This is a genomic window from Halomonas caseinilytica (assembly GCF_001662285.1).
GTDB classification, from domain to species: Bacteria; Pseudomonadota; Gammaproteobacteria; order Pseudomonadales; family Halomonadaceae; genus Halomonas; species Halomonas caseinilytica.
In genome coordinates, this window is sequence record NZ_BDEO01000012.1 from 41,255 (window position 1) to 54,382 (window position 13,128).

12 protein-coding genes are annotated in these 13,128 nt (G+C 65.0%); 4 read left to right on the forward strand and 8 right to left on the reverse strand.

All coding sequences use genetic code 11. The features are described 5' to 3' along the window. Window positions 1–94: 94 nt before the first annotated feature. The 4 genes from greA to dapB form a co-directional block, all read right to left on the reverse strand. Entirely contained in the window at window positions 95–571 is a 477-nt protein-coding gene (gene greA, locus HSDC_RS13905) for a transcription elongation factor GreA (protein WP_064700553.1), read from the reverse strand. Further along, a complete protein-coding gene (carB, locus tag HSDC_RS13910) occupies window positions 568–3,798 on the reverse strand; it encodes a carbamoyl-phosphate synthase large subunit (RefSeq protein WP_064700554.1) in 3,231 nt (1,076 codons plus the stop codon). Before carB ends, greA begins: the two co-directional genes overlap by 4 nt. 57 nt (window positions 3,799–3,855) lie before the next feature. Further along, window positions 3,856–5,001 carry a glutamine-hydrolyzing carbamoyl-phosphate synthase small subunit gene (carA, locus tag HSDC_RS13915; protein WP_064700555.1) on the reverse strand — a complete coding sequence of 382 codons (1,146 nt, stop codon included), beginning with the start codon at window positions 4,999–5,001 and terminating at the stop codon, window positions 3,856–3,858. Between the two features lie 292 nt (window positions 5,002–5,293). Continuing rightward, the gene (gene dapB / locus HSDC_RS13920; protein WP_064700556.1) at window positions 5,294–6,100 is read right to left on the reverse strand and encodes a 4-hydroxy-tetrahydrodipicolinate reductase; all 807 of its coding nucleotides are present in this window, start codon (window positions 6,098–6,100) and stop codon (window positions 5,294–5,296) included. A gap of 108 nt (window positions 6,101–6,208) precedes the next feature. Here dapB and HSDC_RS13925 point away from each other — a divergent pair, with 108 nt between their 5' ends. Continuing rightward, window positions 6,209–7,222 (forward strand): esterase-like activity of phytase family protein, encoded by a 1,014-nt coding sequence (locus tag HSDC_RS13925; protein WP_064700557.1) that lies wholly within the window; start codon window positions 6,209–6,211, stop codon window positions 7,220–7,222. On the opposite strand, the gene HSDC_RS13930 is transcribed toward HSDC_RS13925, so the two are convergent. Both HSDC_RS13930 and HSDC_RS13935 read right to left on the reverse strand, forming a co-directional pair. Then, complete coding sequence (locus tag HSDC_RS13930; protein WP_064700558.1) at window positions 7,199–8,131, reverse strand: DMT family transporter; 933 nt, start codon at window positions 8,129–8,131, stop codon at window positions 7,199–7,201. The two genes, HSDC_RS13925 and HSDC_RS13930, sit on opposite strands and share 24 nt — an antisense overlap. Window positions 8,132–8,134: 3 nt before the next feature. Then, window positions 8,135–8,416, reverse strand: a complete 282-nt coding sequence (locus tag HSDC_RS13935) for a DUF2218 domain-containing protein (RefSeq protein ID WP_064700559.1) — start codon at window positions 8,414–8,416, stop codon at window positions 8,135–8,137. Window positions 8,417–8,661: 245 nt separating this feature from the next. On the opposite strand from HSDC_RS13935, the gene HSDC_RS13940 reads away from it, so the two are divergent. From HSDC_RS13940 to HSDC_RS13950, 3 genes are read left to right on the forward strand one after another with little or no spacing between them, the layout of a single operon-like run. Next, window positions 8,662–9,789, forward strand: coding sequence for an ABC transporter substrate-binding protein (locus HSDC_RS13940; protein WP_064700560.1), 1,128 nt, complete (start codon window positions 8,662–8,664; stop codon window positions 9,787–9,789). Between the two features lies 1 nt (window position 9,790). Beyond that, on the forward strand, window positions 9,791–10,876 hold the full coding sequence (locus HSDC_RS13945; RefSeq protein ID WP_064700561.1) for a FecCD family ABC transporter permease: 1,086 nt from the start codon (window positions 9,791–9,793) through the stop codon (window positions 10,874–10,876). Next, entirely contained in the window at window positions 10,870–11,619 is a 750-nt protein-coding gene (locus HSDC_RS13950; protein ID WP_064700562.1) for an ABC transporter ATP-binding protein, read from the forward strand. Before HSDC_RS13945 ends, HSDC_RS13950 begins: the two co-directional genes overlap by 7 nt. Here HSDC_RS13950 and HSDC_RS13955 read toward each other — a convergent pair. Together HSDC_RS13955 and HSDC_RS13960 are read right to left on the reverse strand one after the other, a co-directional pair. Next, window positions 11,597–12,496 carry a DMT family transporter gene (locus tag HSDC_RS13955; RefSeq protein WP_064700563.1) on the reverse strand — a complete coding sequence of 300 codons (900 nt, stop codon included), beginning with the start codon at window positions 12,494–12,496 and terminating at the stop codon, window positions 11,597–11,599. The two genes, HSDC_RS13950 and HSDC_RS13955, sit on opposite strands and share 23 nt — an antisense overlap. Beyond that, entirely contained in the window at window positions 12,493–13,125 is a 633-nt protein-coding gene (locus tag HSDC_RS13960) for a LysE family translocator (RefSeq protein WP_064700564.1), read from the reverse strand. The genes HSDC_RS13955 and HSDC_RS13960 overlap by 4 nt, the downstream gene beginning before the upstream one ends. Window positions 13,126–13,128 lie beyond the last annotated feature (3 nt).

The window sequence follows — 13,128 nt, forward strand, 5'->3', positions numbered from 1 at the left end:
CCAAGTCCCAACAGCCGTGGATACAAAACACCCCCGCAGCAGTGCTGCGGGGGTGTTTTTCTTCAAGCTTCCAGCTCAAGGGTTCGAGCCTGGGTCAGAGATGCTCGACGCTCGCGATCTCGTACTCGACATCCCCGCCAGGCGTGCGCACCAGCACCACCTCGCCCTCTTCCTTGCCGATCAAGGCGCGGGCGATGGGTGATGTCACCGAGATCTGGCCGACCTTGATGTCAGCCTCGTCCTCACCGACGATCCGGTAGGTCACTTCCTCATCGTTCTCCAGGTTGATCAGTTCCACCGTCACCCCGAAGATGACCTTGCCGGTCTTGGGCAGCTTGGTGACATCGATGACCTGCGCATTGGAGAGCTTGCCCTCGATCTCCTGGATCCGCCCCTCGATGAAGCCTTGCTGCTCGCGGGCGGCGTGATACTCGGCATTCTCCTTGAGATCGCCGTGTTCGCGCGCCTCGGCGATGGCGGCGATGACGTTGGGCCGCGCCTCGCTCTTGAGGTGTTCGAGCTCATCGCGAAGACGCTGCTCACCGACGACGGTCATCGGGACCTTGTTCATTGACTGACTCCTGCATGCAATTCCTGTAACCGCCGCACGGTGATGGCGTTCCCGTACTCGAGTGCCAGGCAAACGGCATTGGCTCCCGCCAGGGTGGTGGCATAGGGAACCTTGCGGGCGAGAGCAGTGCGGCGGATCACCGAGGAATCATTGATGGCCTGGCGGCCCTCGGTGGTGTTGACGATATAGGCGACCTCGTCGTTCTTGAGCAGATCGACAATATGAGGACGGCCTTCATAAACCTTGTTGACGACCTCCACGGGCAGCTCGGCTTGTTGCAGAGCCGATGCCGTGCCACGCGTCGCGCATAGTGTGAACCCTAATCCTAACAAAGATCGGGCCACATCGATAACACCTTGCTTGTCGGGATCGCGCACCGATAGAAACGCCTTGCGCTCGCCTTCCAGTGCCGGAATCGCTTCCCCGGCGCCAAGCTGCGCCTTGTAGAAGGCCTCGGCGAAGGTATCGCCACTGCCCATGACCTCGCCGGTGGATTTCATCTCCGGCGAGAGGATGGGGTCGACACCGGGGAACTTGGCGAACGGGAAGACCGCTTCCTTGACGCTGTAGAAATGCGGCACGATCTCCTGGTCGAAGCCCTGCTCGGCCAGCGAAACGCCGGCCATGCAACGTGCCGCTACCTGCGCCAGCGAGGTACCGATGCACTTGGAGACGAAGGGCACGGTGCGCGAGGCCCGCGGATTGACCTCGATGACGTAGATCTCGCCATCCTGCCAGGCCAGCTGCACATTCATCAGCCCCTTGACGCCCAGCTCCACGGCCATGCGCTTGACCTGGTCGCGCATCTCGTCCTGCACCTCCGCCGGCAGCGAGTACGGCGGCAGGGCACAGGCGGAATCACCGGAGTGCACCCCCGCCTGCTCGATATGCTGCATGATACCGCCGATCACCACCTGCGTTCCGTCGGAGACAGCGTCGATATCGACTTCGACGGCCGCGTTGAGGAAATGGTCGAGCAGTACCGGCGAGTCGTTGGAGACCTTGACCGCATGAGTCATGTAGTCCTCCAGCTCGCTGGCATCGTAGACGATCTCCATGGCCCGGCCACCCAGCACATAGGAGGGACGCACCACCAGCGGATAGCCGATGGCCTCGGCCTTGGCGAAGGCGTCCTCGAAGCTGCGAGCCGTGGCATTGGGCGGCTGCTTGAGCCCCAGCTTGCCGATCATCTGCTGGAAACGTTCGCGGTCCTCGGCACGATCGATGGCATCCGGCGTGGTGCCGATGATCGGCACGCCGGCGGCCTCGAGTTCGCGCGCCAGCTTGAGCGGCGTCTGACCGCCGAACTGCACGATCACGCCGGCAGGCTTCTCCTTGTCGGCAATCTCGAGCACGTCTTCCAGCGTCACCGGCTCGAAGTAAAGCCGATCCGAGGTATCGTAGTCGGTGGAAACGGTCTCTGGGTTACAGTTGACCATGATGGTCTCGTAGCCATCATCCCGCATGGCCAGCGCGGCATGCACGCAGCAGTAATCGAACTCGATGCCCTGGCCGATACGATTGGGCCCACCGCCCAGCACCATGATCTTGGGCCGGTCGGAGACCTCCGCTTCGCACTCTTCCTCATAGGAGGAGTACATGTAGGCCGTGTCGGTGGCGAACTCCGCCGCACAGGTGTCGACCCGCTTGTAGACGGGGCGGATGCCGGCCGCCTGGCGGGCCCGACGGAAGTCCTTCTCGGCGACACCGAGCAGCTTGGCCAGGCGCGCATCGGAGAATCCCTTGCGCTTCAAGGCAAAGAATTCTCGCGGCGTCAGCTCGGAAAGCGAGCGCTTGGCAAGCTCGGCTTCACTGCGCACCAGATCCTCGATCTGGACCAGGAACCAGCGATCGATGTTGGTCAGACGAAACAGCTCTTCGACATCCAGCCCGGCGCGCATGGCATCGGCCACATAGAAGATGCGTTCAGCTCCGGCCACCTGGAGCTCACCCTTGATGTGCGCCATGGCATCATCATTGAAGCGCGTGACCTTCGGATCGAGGCCGTCGTTGCCGGTTTCCAGCCCCCGCAGGGCCTTCTGCAGGGACTCCTGAAAGGTCCGCCCGATGGCCATCACCTCGCCGACCGACTTCATCTGGGTCGTCAAGCGATCATTGGCCTGGGGGAATTTCTCGAAGGTAAAGCGCGGAATCTTGGTGACCACGTAATCGATGGACGGCTCGAACGAGGCCGGAGTACGTCCGCCGGTGATGTCGTTTTGCAGCTCGTCCAGGGTGTAGCCGACAGCCAGCTTGGCGGCGATCTTGGCGATCGGGAAGCCGGTGGCCTTGGAGGCCAGCGCCGAGGAACGGCTCACCCGCGGGTTCATCTCGATGACCACCACGCGTCCGGTAGTCGGATCGACGCCGAACTGGACGTTGGAGCCTCCCGTCTCGACGCCGATCTCGCGCAACACCGCCAAGGAGGCGTCGCGCATGATCTGGTATTCCTTGTCGGTCAACGTCTGGGCGGGTGCCACGGTGATGGAGTCGCCGGTGTGCACGCCCATGGGATCGAAGTTCTCAATGGCGCAGACGATGATGCAGTTGTCGTTCTTGTCGCGAACGACCTCCATCTCGTATTCCTTCCAGCCCAGCAGCGACTCATCGATCAACAGCTCATGGTTGTTGGAAAGCTCGAAGCCCCGGGTGCAGATTTCCTCGAACTCTTCCTTGTTGTAAGCCACGCCCCCACCGGAGCCTCCCATGGTGTAGGAAGGCCGAATGATGACCGGAAAGCCGAGCTCGCCCTGGATCTCCCAGGCCTCTTCCATGGTATGGGCCACCTTGGCCTTAGGGCATTCCAGGCCGATGCGCTTCATCGCCTGGTCAAAGAGGTCGCGATCCTCGGCCATGTTGATGGCATCGGCATTGGCGCCGATCATCTCCACGCCATACTTGGCGAGCACGCCGTGCTTGTCCAGCTCCAGGGCGCAGTTGAGCGCTGTCTGGCCCCCCATGGTCGGCAGGATGGCATCGGGCTGCTCGGCCTCGATGATCTTCTCCACCGCCTGCCAGGTGATCGGCTCGATGTAGGTGGCGTCGGCCATCACCGGATCGGTCATGATGGTCGCTGGATTGGAGTTGACCAGAATGACCCGGAAGCCTTCCTCGCGCAGGGCCTTGCAGGCCTGGGCGCCGGAATAGTCGAATTCGCAGGCCTGGCCGATGACGATGGGGCCTGCGCCGATGATCAGGATGCTCTGGATGTCGGTACGTTTGGGCATGGTGCTTCCCGCAAGAGTGGTGACGGACGAGGGGCGACGATCGATCGGGTGCGGGCGTCAGCGTCGACACCGCATCATGTCGACGAAACGGTCGAACAGCGGCGACATGTCCCGGGGGCCGGGGCTCGCCTCGGGGTGTCCCTGAAAACTGAATGCCGGCCGGTCGGTGCGCTCGATACCCTGCAGGGTGCCATCGAACAGAGAACGGTGAGTGGCGCGCAAGGTGGCCGGGAGCGTGGCCTCATCGGCGGCGAAGCCGTGATTCTGGCTGGTGATCATCACTCGGCCGCTGTCGAGATCCTGCACCGGGTGGTTGGCACCATGGTGGCCGTGCCCCATCTTCACCGTCCGCGCGCCGCTGGCCAGCGCCAGCAACTGGTGGCCAAGGCAGATGCCGAAGACCGGGATGTCGGTCTCCAGAAACGACTGGATGGCACTGATGGCATAGTCGCAGGGCTCGGGATCGCCCGGGCCGTTGGAGAGGAAGATGCCATCCGGATTCATGGCCAGCACCTCTTCGGCCGAGGTCTGGGCCGGCACCACAGTCAATCGGCAGCCTCGGGAGGCCAGCATCCGCAGGATATTGCGCTTCGCGCCATAATCGTAGGCGACGACATGATAGGGGCGCTCGCCCTGGGCCGCATCGGCGTATCCCGAGCCCAGCGACCATTCCGCCTCGCTCCACTCGTAGGATTCCGTGCAGGAGACGACCTTGGCCAGATCCATGTTCTTGAGGCCAGGGAAAGCCTTGGCCGCTTCCAGGGCACGCGCTTCGGCGTCCTCGCCCTCGGCATCAGGACCGGCCAGGATAGCGCCGTTCTGCGAGCCCTTGTCGCGCAACAGGCGGGTCAGCCGGCGCGTGTCGATATCGGCGATGCCCAGCACGTTCTGCTCCACCAGATAATCGGACAACGACTGCTCGGAGCGGAAGTTGCTGGCCAGCAGAGGCAGGTCGCGAATCACCAGCCCGGCGGCGGCAATCCCGGAGGACTCCACGTCTTCGCTGTTGACGCCGGTGTTGCCGATGTGCGGATACGTCAGGGTGACGATCTGACGGCTATAGGAAGGGTCGGTGAGGATCTCCTGGTAGCCTGTCATGGCCGTATTGAACACCACCTCACCGCTAGTTTGCCCATCGGCGCCAATGGCGGTGCCATGAAACACACTGCCATCTTCCAGGGCCAGTATCGCGGGTTTGTTCAACGCAACGTCCTCCCATGCTCGTCAAGGAATACTTCTCGAATGGCGCTGACAGCTCAGGCAAGCCCGGAACCGTCGCAAGGCAGACTAGACTCCCGCCTGATCGTCCCGGGGCGCCCCAGCCACCGACCCGCAAAAAAGCGGGACGAAACCCGACAATGAAGACCGGTTTCATCCCGCTTGTTGTCATTCGCTCGGAATGCTGGGCCGACGCAACAAGCGTTTGCGCGGCGAGTGCCGGCGCCCGGCCAAAATTTGGGGGATTTTAAAGCATCCGAGGCCGCTCGGCTACCCTTCAATCCAGCCCGATGACATCCTGCATGTCATAACGCCCTGCCGGCTTGCCGGCCACCCAGCGCGCTGCCCGTACGGCGCCCCTGGCAAACGTCATGCGGCTGGAAGCCTTGTGCGTGATCTCGATGCGCTCGCCTTCGGTGGCAAACAGCACGGTATGCTCGCCGACGATGTCGCCGGCGCGCACCGTGGCGAAACCGATCTCCTTGCCACTGCGCGGCCCGCACTGTCCGACACGCTCGAAGACGCCATCGGTCTTCAGGTCACGCCCCAGGGCATCGGCCACTACCTCGCCCAGCTTCAGGGCCGTGCCGGAGGGCGCGTCCACCTTGTGACGATGGTGGGACTCGATGACCTCGATATCGTAGCCCTCGTCGCCCAGCGCGCGGGCGGCAGTCTCCAGCAGCTTGAAGGTCAGATTGACACCCACGCTCATGTTGGGCGCGAAGACCATGGGCACCCGATCACGGTAGCCGTCCAGCGCCGCCAGCTCCTCGTCGGCAAGCCCGGTAGTACCGATCACCATGCGCTTGCCATGCTCGGCGCAGACCGCCAGGTTATCCAGGGTCACCCGGGGCGTGGTGAAATCGATCAGCACATCGAAATCATCGACGATCCCCGCCAGCGAATCGGTGGCCATCACCCCCAGCTTGCCGCTGCCGGCCAGCTCGCCGACATCGGCACCGACCAGCGAGCTGCCCGGCGAGACAGTGCCGCCGGCGAGCGTGGCCTCGGCATCCTGCTGCACGGCGTTGACCAGGGTGCGGCCCATGCGGCCGGCGACGCCGGCAATGGCGATACGGGTCATGCGAACTCCTCGCGAAGATCGTTGCAATGGAAGGGCCGCAGTATAACAACGCCGCACCGGGCCGTCTGCGACGTCCCTGTCACCGAATCGGCACAGGCTTGTGCCAGAATGAACTCTCGCCATGCCACCAACGCCGAGATCACCATGCCCCGGATTTCGACTGCGCCGCACCGCATCGGCCGCCTGACGACCACCGCCCTGCTCGCCGCCTTGCTCGCGACCCTCTCGGGCTGTGCCGAGCGCGCTCGCGTCGTGCCGCTGGCCGGCGCCGAGGTCACGCCACCGGCGCGAGTCGACCTTTGCGGCACGCTTTCCCTGCCCGACCACTGGCCGGACGGCACGCCGGTCAACGGCCTCTCCGATCTGGCCTGGGAGCACGATGCCGGGCTATTGCACCTGGTATCGGATCGGGGCTGGTTGCACCGGGCCCGCCCACGCTTCGAGGCGGGCCATCTGAACGGCCTCTCGCCCATCGACAGCCACCGCCTGCGCGATGCCGACGGCGACCCGCTGGAAGGCTCGGCGGCCGATGCCGAGTCCCTGTCGTTACGCCATGCAGCCAATGGCAAGCTCGGCGATACCGAGTACTGGGTCAGCTTCGAACGCGATCATCGCCTGCAGCGCTTCCGCCCTGACGGGACTCCCCTGGCACCTCCCGTCCGGCCGGAAGCAGCGGCTGGCGCGGCCGCCAACAAGGGCATGGAAGCCATGACGCGGCACCCCGAGCACGGCCTCATCCTCGGCCTGGAGTCGCCCCCTCGCGGCGCCGCCTCCAAGGAAACACGCCTCTTCACACTCGAGGGCCAGCAGTGGCGTTATCCCCTGGCGACCCCGACCGGCAGCGCCCTGACCGAACTCACCCGCGACGGCGACGACCTGCTGGCGCTCGAGCGCGCCTTCGCACCACCGGCGCCACTGGTGATCAGCCTGCGTCGAGTTCGGCTGGGCAAGCCGCCCGAACTCGACGTCGACACCCTGGCCAGCTTCTCCAGCGCCGACGGCTGGTGGCTGGACAACATGGAAGGCCTGACCCGGCTCGACGACGGCCGTCTGCTGCTGCTCAGCGATGACAATGCCAGCCCCTTGCAGCGCAGCCTGCTAGTCTGCCTGCGTCCGCGTTGAGCCCCCAACACTCGGCCGGCTGCTGCCAGCGTCATGACGCAGCAACAGCGCGATGGCCACCAGCACCATGAGACTGCCCGGCAACCAGGCCCAATCCAGGCTCCGGGGAACACGCAGGAAGAGCACGAGCATGGAGACGAACGGCACCAGATAGCCATAAGCGGTAATCGCCCCGGGCGTCAGCACCAGGGTCGCACGCTGCATCAACCAGAAGGTCAAGGCACTGGAAAACAGCCCCAGGTAGACGAGCAGCAACGCATCGGACCAGACCATCGCCGAGAAGCGCGACACCGGCTCCATTGCCACGCCCAGAGCGCCGATCAATATGCCGCCCAATCCCAGGCTCCAGAAAGTCCGCACCGCCGCCGAGGCCGGCAGCCGTCCCGCATTCAGCCCCCACTTGGAGAGCACCGGATAGAGTGCCGAACAGAGGCAGCCAACGAAGAACACGGCCTCGCCCATGCCGAAGCGTATCTGGCCGCCCCGCACCAGTGCCTCGGCATAGGCCAGCGCCAAGGCCCCGACGGCCCCCAGCGCGAGGATCGCCGGCAACCGCCAGGCCAGACGCTCCACGCGGAATCCGAGCCCAAGCCCATAGGCAAGCAGCGGCACGGTGACATAAAGCGTGGCCATGGACAGCGCCGTGGCATGATGCGCGGCCCAGAACATGGCACCGAAGAACCCTGCCAGACACAGGCCCATCAGCACGTAGACCGGCAAGGCCCGGCGCGTGAGCGCAAAGCCCTCGGCCCGATATGCCAACGGCCATAGTCCCAGACAGGCAATGGCGAAACGCAGGGCAGTGAGCAACATCGGTGGCAGCGCGCTCATCAGCCCCACGGCAGGAAACGACAGGCCCACCAATGCCGCCCAGAGCAGCATGCCCAGATGGGCGGTTCGGGCCGTCATGGCTCAGTTCTCCCAGATGATATCCAGGGATTCCTTGCCGGACATGCGCTCGAGGTGGCTCGCCACCACACCTTCCAGATGGTCCAGCCCCTCCTCGTCCAGAGATTCGACCGCCACCTTCAGCTTGTCCTGTTCGGCGCGCAGCAGGCAGCTTCCGTTGTCGAAGGTGATCCGCCCCTCCCCTTCTCCTTGCTCCACCTCCAGCTTGTGCGCCCAGTGCTTGCAAAGCCGGTTGATCAGCTTGTCGCCGGATTCGGTGACAATCTCGGCACGTGAAATCGGCATAACGCCCTCCCTCACTCCTCGGTCATGAATGCTCAGCCTATGACGACGCTCCCCTCTGACGCCAGCCCCGCCTCCACGAACTCTCCGTTCGGTTTCTCGAAACGAGACTTCCACATCTCGACAACATCGGGCGATTACGCCAAACTGGCCCGTTGCAAATAGGAACGATCTGCAACGGCGAGCTCCATATCGCCGTGCTCGTCGACGCCTCGAACCTGTCGACCCACCAGCGAGTGACGAAACTCATGCATGCCCCTCTGCTCAAGACCCTCGGCGGTCTCGTTCTCACACTCGTCGGTACGGCCGTCCATGCCGACGAGATCACCGTCACTGACGTTGCCGGCCGCGAGGTCACCGTCGATGCCCCCGTCGATCGCGTCATCCTCGGGGAAGGCCGCCAGATCTATCTGCTCGCCGCCTTGCAACCGGAGGATCCGTTCGCGCACGTGGTGGGCTGGCGAGAAGATTTCTCCCAGGCTGATCCGGACAACTACGCCGCCTATGCCGAGCGCTTCCCTGAGTTGAAGGAGATTCCCACCTTCGGAGGTTTCAAGGATGGCACCTTCGATGTCGAACAGGCCGCCGCTCTCGATCCCGATGTCGTGCTGATGAACCTCGAGGCCAAGACCGCCACCGAAGACGCCGCCTATGACGACAAGCTCGCCGAGCTGGGCATTCCCATCGTCTACGTCGACTTCCGCGAAGCGCCGCTCGAGCACACTGTTCCGTCCATGCGGCTGATGGGCAAGCTGCTCGGCGAGGAGGAGGCGGCCGATGCCTTCATCGATTTCGCCGATGCGCAGATGGCGCGCGTCACCGAGACGATCGAGGACGCCGACCCCGAGCGACCGCGTGTCTTCATCGACCGTGCCGGCGGCTATTCGGAAGACTGCTGCATGAGCTTCGGCCCCGGCAATTTCGGCGAGTACGTCGAGATCGCCGGCGGCACCAATATCGCCAAGGACATCATTCCGAACACCTTCGGCACACTGAACCCCGAGCAGATCATCGCCGCCAACCCGCAGCATGTCGTGGTGACCGGCGGTAACTGGGATGCCTACGTGCCCGGTGGCGATTGGGTCGGCGTGGGCCCCGGCGCCGACATGACGGCCGCGCGCGCCAAGCTCGAAGCGCTGACCGAGCGCACGGCCATGACAGGCATCGAGGCCGTCGAGAACGACAATGTCCACGCCATCTGGCACCAGTTCTACAACAGCCCCTACTATTTCGTCGCCGTGCAACAACTGGCCAAGTGGTTCCACCCCGAGCTCTTCGCCGACCTCGACCCCGAAGCGACGATGGAAGAATTGCACCAGCGCTTCCTGCCGGTGGACTACGCGCCGGGGTACTGGGTCTCGCTGAAGGAACACTGAGATGCACACCTCGCCTCCCGACCAAGCCGCCGCCACAACGCCCTCCACGCTCCAGGGACGCGGCTTCTACCGTCAGCTGGTGGTACGGCGGCAATGGATCCTGGCCGCCCTGACGCTGGCGCTGTGCCTGAGCCTGTGTATCGACCTCGCTCTGGGGCCGGCCCGCTTCAGCCTGGGCGAAGTGATCGCCGCGCTCTTCTCCCCGGAGGCCGTCAGCCCGCAGGTTCGGGTGATCCTGTGGGACATCCGCATGCCGGTCGCGCTGATGGCGCTGGTGGTCGGCGCCAGCCTGTCGGTGGCCGGCGCCCAGATGCAGACCATCCTCAGCAACCCGCTGGCCAGCCCCTTCACGCTGGGCATCTCCGCCGGGGCCAGCTTCGGCGCCGCCTTGGCACTGGCCTTCGGCGTGGTGATCGTACCCGCCGCGATCGAATACGTGATCCCGATCAATGCCTTCATCATGGCCATGCTGACGGCCTTCGCGATCCATGCGTTGAGCCTCAAGCGCGGTGTCACCATCGAGACCATCGTGTTGCTGGGCATTGCCATGGTGTTCATCTTCAACTCGCTGATGGCACTGATTCAGTTCTTCGCCAGCCAGCAAGCGGTCGCCGCGGTGGTGTTCTGGACCATGGGCAGCCTGACCAAGGCCACCTGGCCCAAGGTCGGCATCGCCACCGCCGTGCTGGTCGTGGTGCTGCCATTGCTCGCACGCCATGGCTGGGCGCTCACCGCCATGCGGCTGGGAGACGCCAAGGCCGAGAGCCTGGGCGTGAAACCCCGGGCACTGCGGCTGGAAGTCCTGGTGCTGGTCTCGTTGCTCGCCGCCATCGCCGTGGCCTTCGTCGGCACCATCGGCTTCATCGGCCTGGTCGGACCGCATATCGCCCGCCTGCTGATGGGCGAGGATCAGCGCTTCTTCCTGCCGGGTGCGGCGCTGTGCGGTGCCCTGATCCTCTCCATCGGCTCGGTACTGTCGAAGATCATCCTGCCCGGCACCATCATTCCCATCGGCATCATCACTTCGCTGGTCGGCATTCCGTTCTTCCTGTTCCTCGTCCTCAACCACAAGAAGTCCGCATGGTAACGCTCACGCTCGACCGCCTGACGGCCCACTATGGCCGCCGCCAGATTCTTTCCGAGATCACCACGCCACCGCTCGAGGGCGGCCGGGTCGTCGCCCTGCTCGGCCCCAATGCTGCAGGCAAGTCCACGCTGTTCCGGCGCATCCTCGGCCTGATCGGTGGCGGTGGCAGCGTGCGCATCGACGGCGCCACCCACGAACGCCCTCTGGCCTACATGCCGCAGGACACCGGCGCGAATGCCGTGCTGAGCGTCTATGAATCGGTGCTGCTGGCCCGCATGCAGGGGCGCAGGTTGAAAGTCCAGGCCGAAGACCTCGCCGAGGTCGACCGTGCCCTGCACGAACTGGGCATCGTCGACCTGGGAGAGCGTGACATCGGCGACTTGAGCGGCGGCCAGCGCCAACTGGTGGGCGCGGCCCAAGCTCTCGTGCAAGACCCCGAGATCCTGCTGCTCGACGAGCCTACCTCCGCGCTGGACCTGCATCGTCAGATCCAGCTGCTGTCGATCCTGAGGCGGCTCGCCCGTGAGCGCCGCATGCTGATCCTCGCTGCCCTGCATGACTTGGGTCAGGCACTGCGTTTCACGGATGAGGCCATTATGCTGGAAAGCGGTCGCCTGATCGCCTGCGGACCGACCGCACAGGTCGTCACCCCCGAGCTGCTGCGCCAGGTCTACCGCGTGGAGACCCGCATCGAGGCCTGCTCACAGGGCTCGCCCCAGCTCATCGTCGAAGGGGCCACCTGACGCGGCGCCCTTCCATGGCGGCCAGCCCGGCGCCGCCCAACACCAGGGGGAGCGCGACCAGAAAGCCCAGCGACAGCGGCAGCCCGAAGATCAGCAGATCGGCCAGCACCGGCCAGATCAGCGCAACATATTCGAAGGGCGCCAGGCGCGACACCTCGGCAAAACGCAGCGCCAGCGTCATGCAGATATGGGCCGCTCCACCGAACAGGCCGGCCAGGATCAGCATCGTCAGCGTCGTCCCCGAGACCTCGACCCAGCCCAGCGGCCAGGTGGCCAGGCCCGCCAACGCCGTGACCAGCACGAAATAGAAGGCAATGGAGGCCGGCGTCTCGGTGCGCGAAATGCGCCGCACCGTGACCAGTGCTCCCGCCGTCAGCAAGGCAGCCAGAATGCCCAGGCCATATCCCGGGAGACGCCCGGCCTGCTCCCCGTTGCCCAGATCGGGCACCACCAGCGCCGCCACGCCGCCCAGCACCAGCGCCAGGGCCGCCGCTCGATGGAGAGTGAAGCGCTCTCCCAGCAACAGCACGCCCCCCACCGCCATGGCCACCGGCGCCAGTTGCGCCAACAGCGTGGCCTCGGCCACCGGGAGTCTGGCCACCGCCGCGAAGGAGGCGAACATCGCTGCCGCCCCCAGTCCCGAGCGCACCAGATGCCCAGCGGGACGCCGCGTCGCCAGTGCACGGGGAAACTCGTGCCGCCAGATCATGAACATCACGATAGGCAACAGTGCAAAGGCCGAGCGGAAGAACACGGTCTGCCCCAGCGGCACCGCCGTGCTCACCGCCTTGACGCACACCATCATCCCCGTGAACAGCACACCGGAAAGCAGCCTGAGCAGAATGCCGGCCAGCGGCCGATCCATGGCGTCGGTCATGAAATTCCCTGTCGATAGACCTGTGTCAGACCGTGTGCGCCCAGGCTGGCCAGCAAACCGCCGCCCAGGCGCTGGGCGAGGCGCGTCGAGCCCCGCGGCCCCTGCAGCCAGCGACGCAAGGGCGCGGCCAGCATCACCACGACCACGTCGGCCGAGGAGAACAGGAAGTTTGTGGCGATGCCCAGCCAGAGCAACTGCCACCCCATCGCCATGCCGGCCTCCGGCTGCGCGAACTGCGGCAGGAAGGCCACGAAGAACAGCGCCGTCTTCGGGTTGAGTATCTCGACCAACATGCTGTCGATCAACGCCCGACGGCTACCCTTGCCGGCACCCTCCGACGCGTCGGGCGAGCCGATGCCGCGTCGCCACAGGCGCATGCCGACCCACAACAGATAACAGCCGCCGATGACCTTCATGGCCACATAGGCGGGCGGCACGGCGGCAAACAGCGCTGCCAGCCCCAGCGCCGCGGCGATCACATGGACATAGCAGCCGAGGTGTACGCCCAGTACCGCACCGAATCCTGCTCGCCGCCCTCGCCCCAGCGTCTGGGCGGCGGTATACAGCATGGCGGGACCGGGCAGATAGGCGAAACCCAGGGCGGCAATCACGAAGGCGAGCCATTCCATGAC

Excerpts from the sequence above, each read along its gene's own strand:
- HSDC_RS13960 (WP_064700564.1), bottom strand. The coding sequence starts at position 13,125 with ATGGAATGGCTCGCCTTCGTGATTGCCGCCCTGGGTTTCGCCTATCTG.
- HSDC_RS13950 (WP_064700562.1), top strand. The coding sequence starts at position 10,870 with ATGGTAACGCTCACGCTCGACCGCCTGACGGCCCACTATGGCCGCCGC.
- HSDC_RS13925 (WP_064700557.1), top strand. The coding sequence starts at position 6,209 with ATGAACTCTCGCCATGCCACCAACGCCGAGATCACCATGCCCCGGATT.
- HSDC_RS13955 (WP_064700563.1), bottom strand. The coding sequence starts at position 12,496 with ATGACCGACGCCATGGATCGGCCGCTGGCCGGCATTCTGCTCAGGCTG.
- HSDC_RS13935 (WP_064700559.1), bottom strand. The coding sequence starts at position 8,416 with ATGCCGATTTCACGTGCCGAGATTGTCACCGAATCCGGCGACAAGCTG.
- carB (WP_064700554.1), bottom strand. The coding sequence starts at position 3,798 with ATGCCCAAACGTACCGACATCCAGAGCATCCTGATCATCGGCGCAGGC.
- greA (WP_064700553.1), bottom strand. The coding sequence starts at position 571 with ATGAACAAGGTCCCGATGACCGTCGTCGGTGAGCAGCGTCTTCGCGAT.
- dapB (WP_064700556.1), bottom strand. The coding sequence starts at position 6,100 with ATGACCCGTATCGCCATTGCCGGCGTCGCCGGCCGCATGGGCCGCACC.
- HSDC_RS13930 (WP_064700558.1), bottom strand. The coding sequence starts at position 8,131 with ATGACGGCCCGAACCGCCCATCTGGGCATGCTGCTCTGGGCGGCATTG.
- HSDC_RS13945 (WP_064700561.1), top strand. The coding sequence starts at position 9,791 with ATGCACACCTCGCCTCCCGACCAAGCCGCCGCCACAACGCCCTCCACG.
- HSDC_RS13940 (WP_064700560.1), top strand. The coding sequence starts at position 8,662 with ATGCATGCCCCTCTGCTCAAGACCCTCGGCGGTCTCGTTCTCACACTC.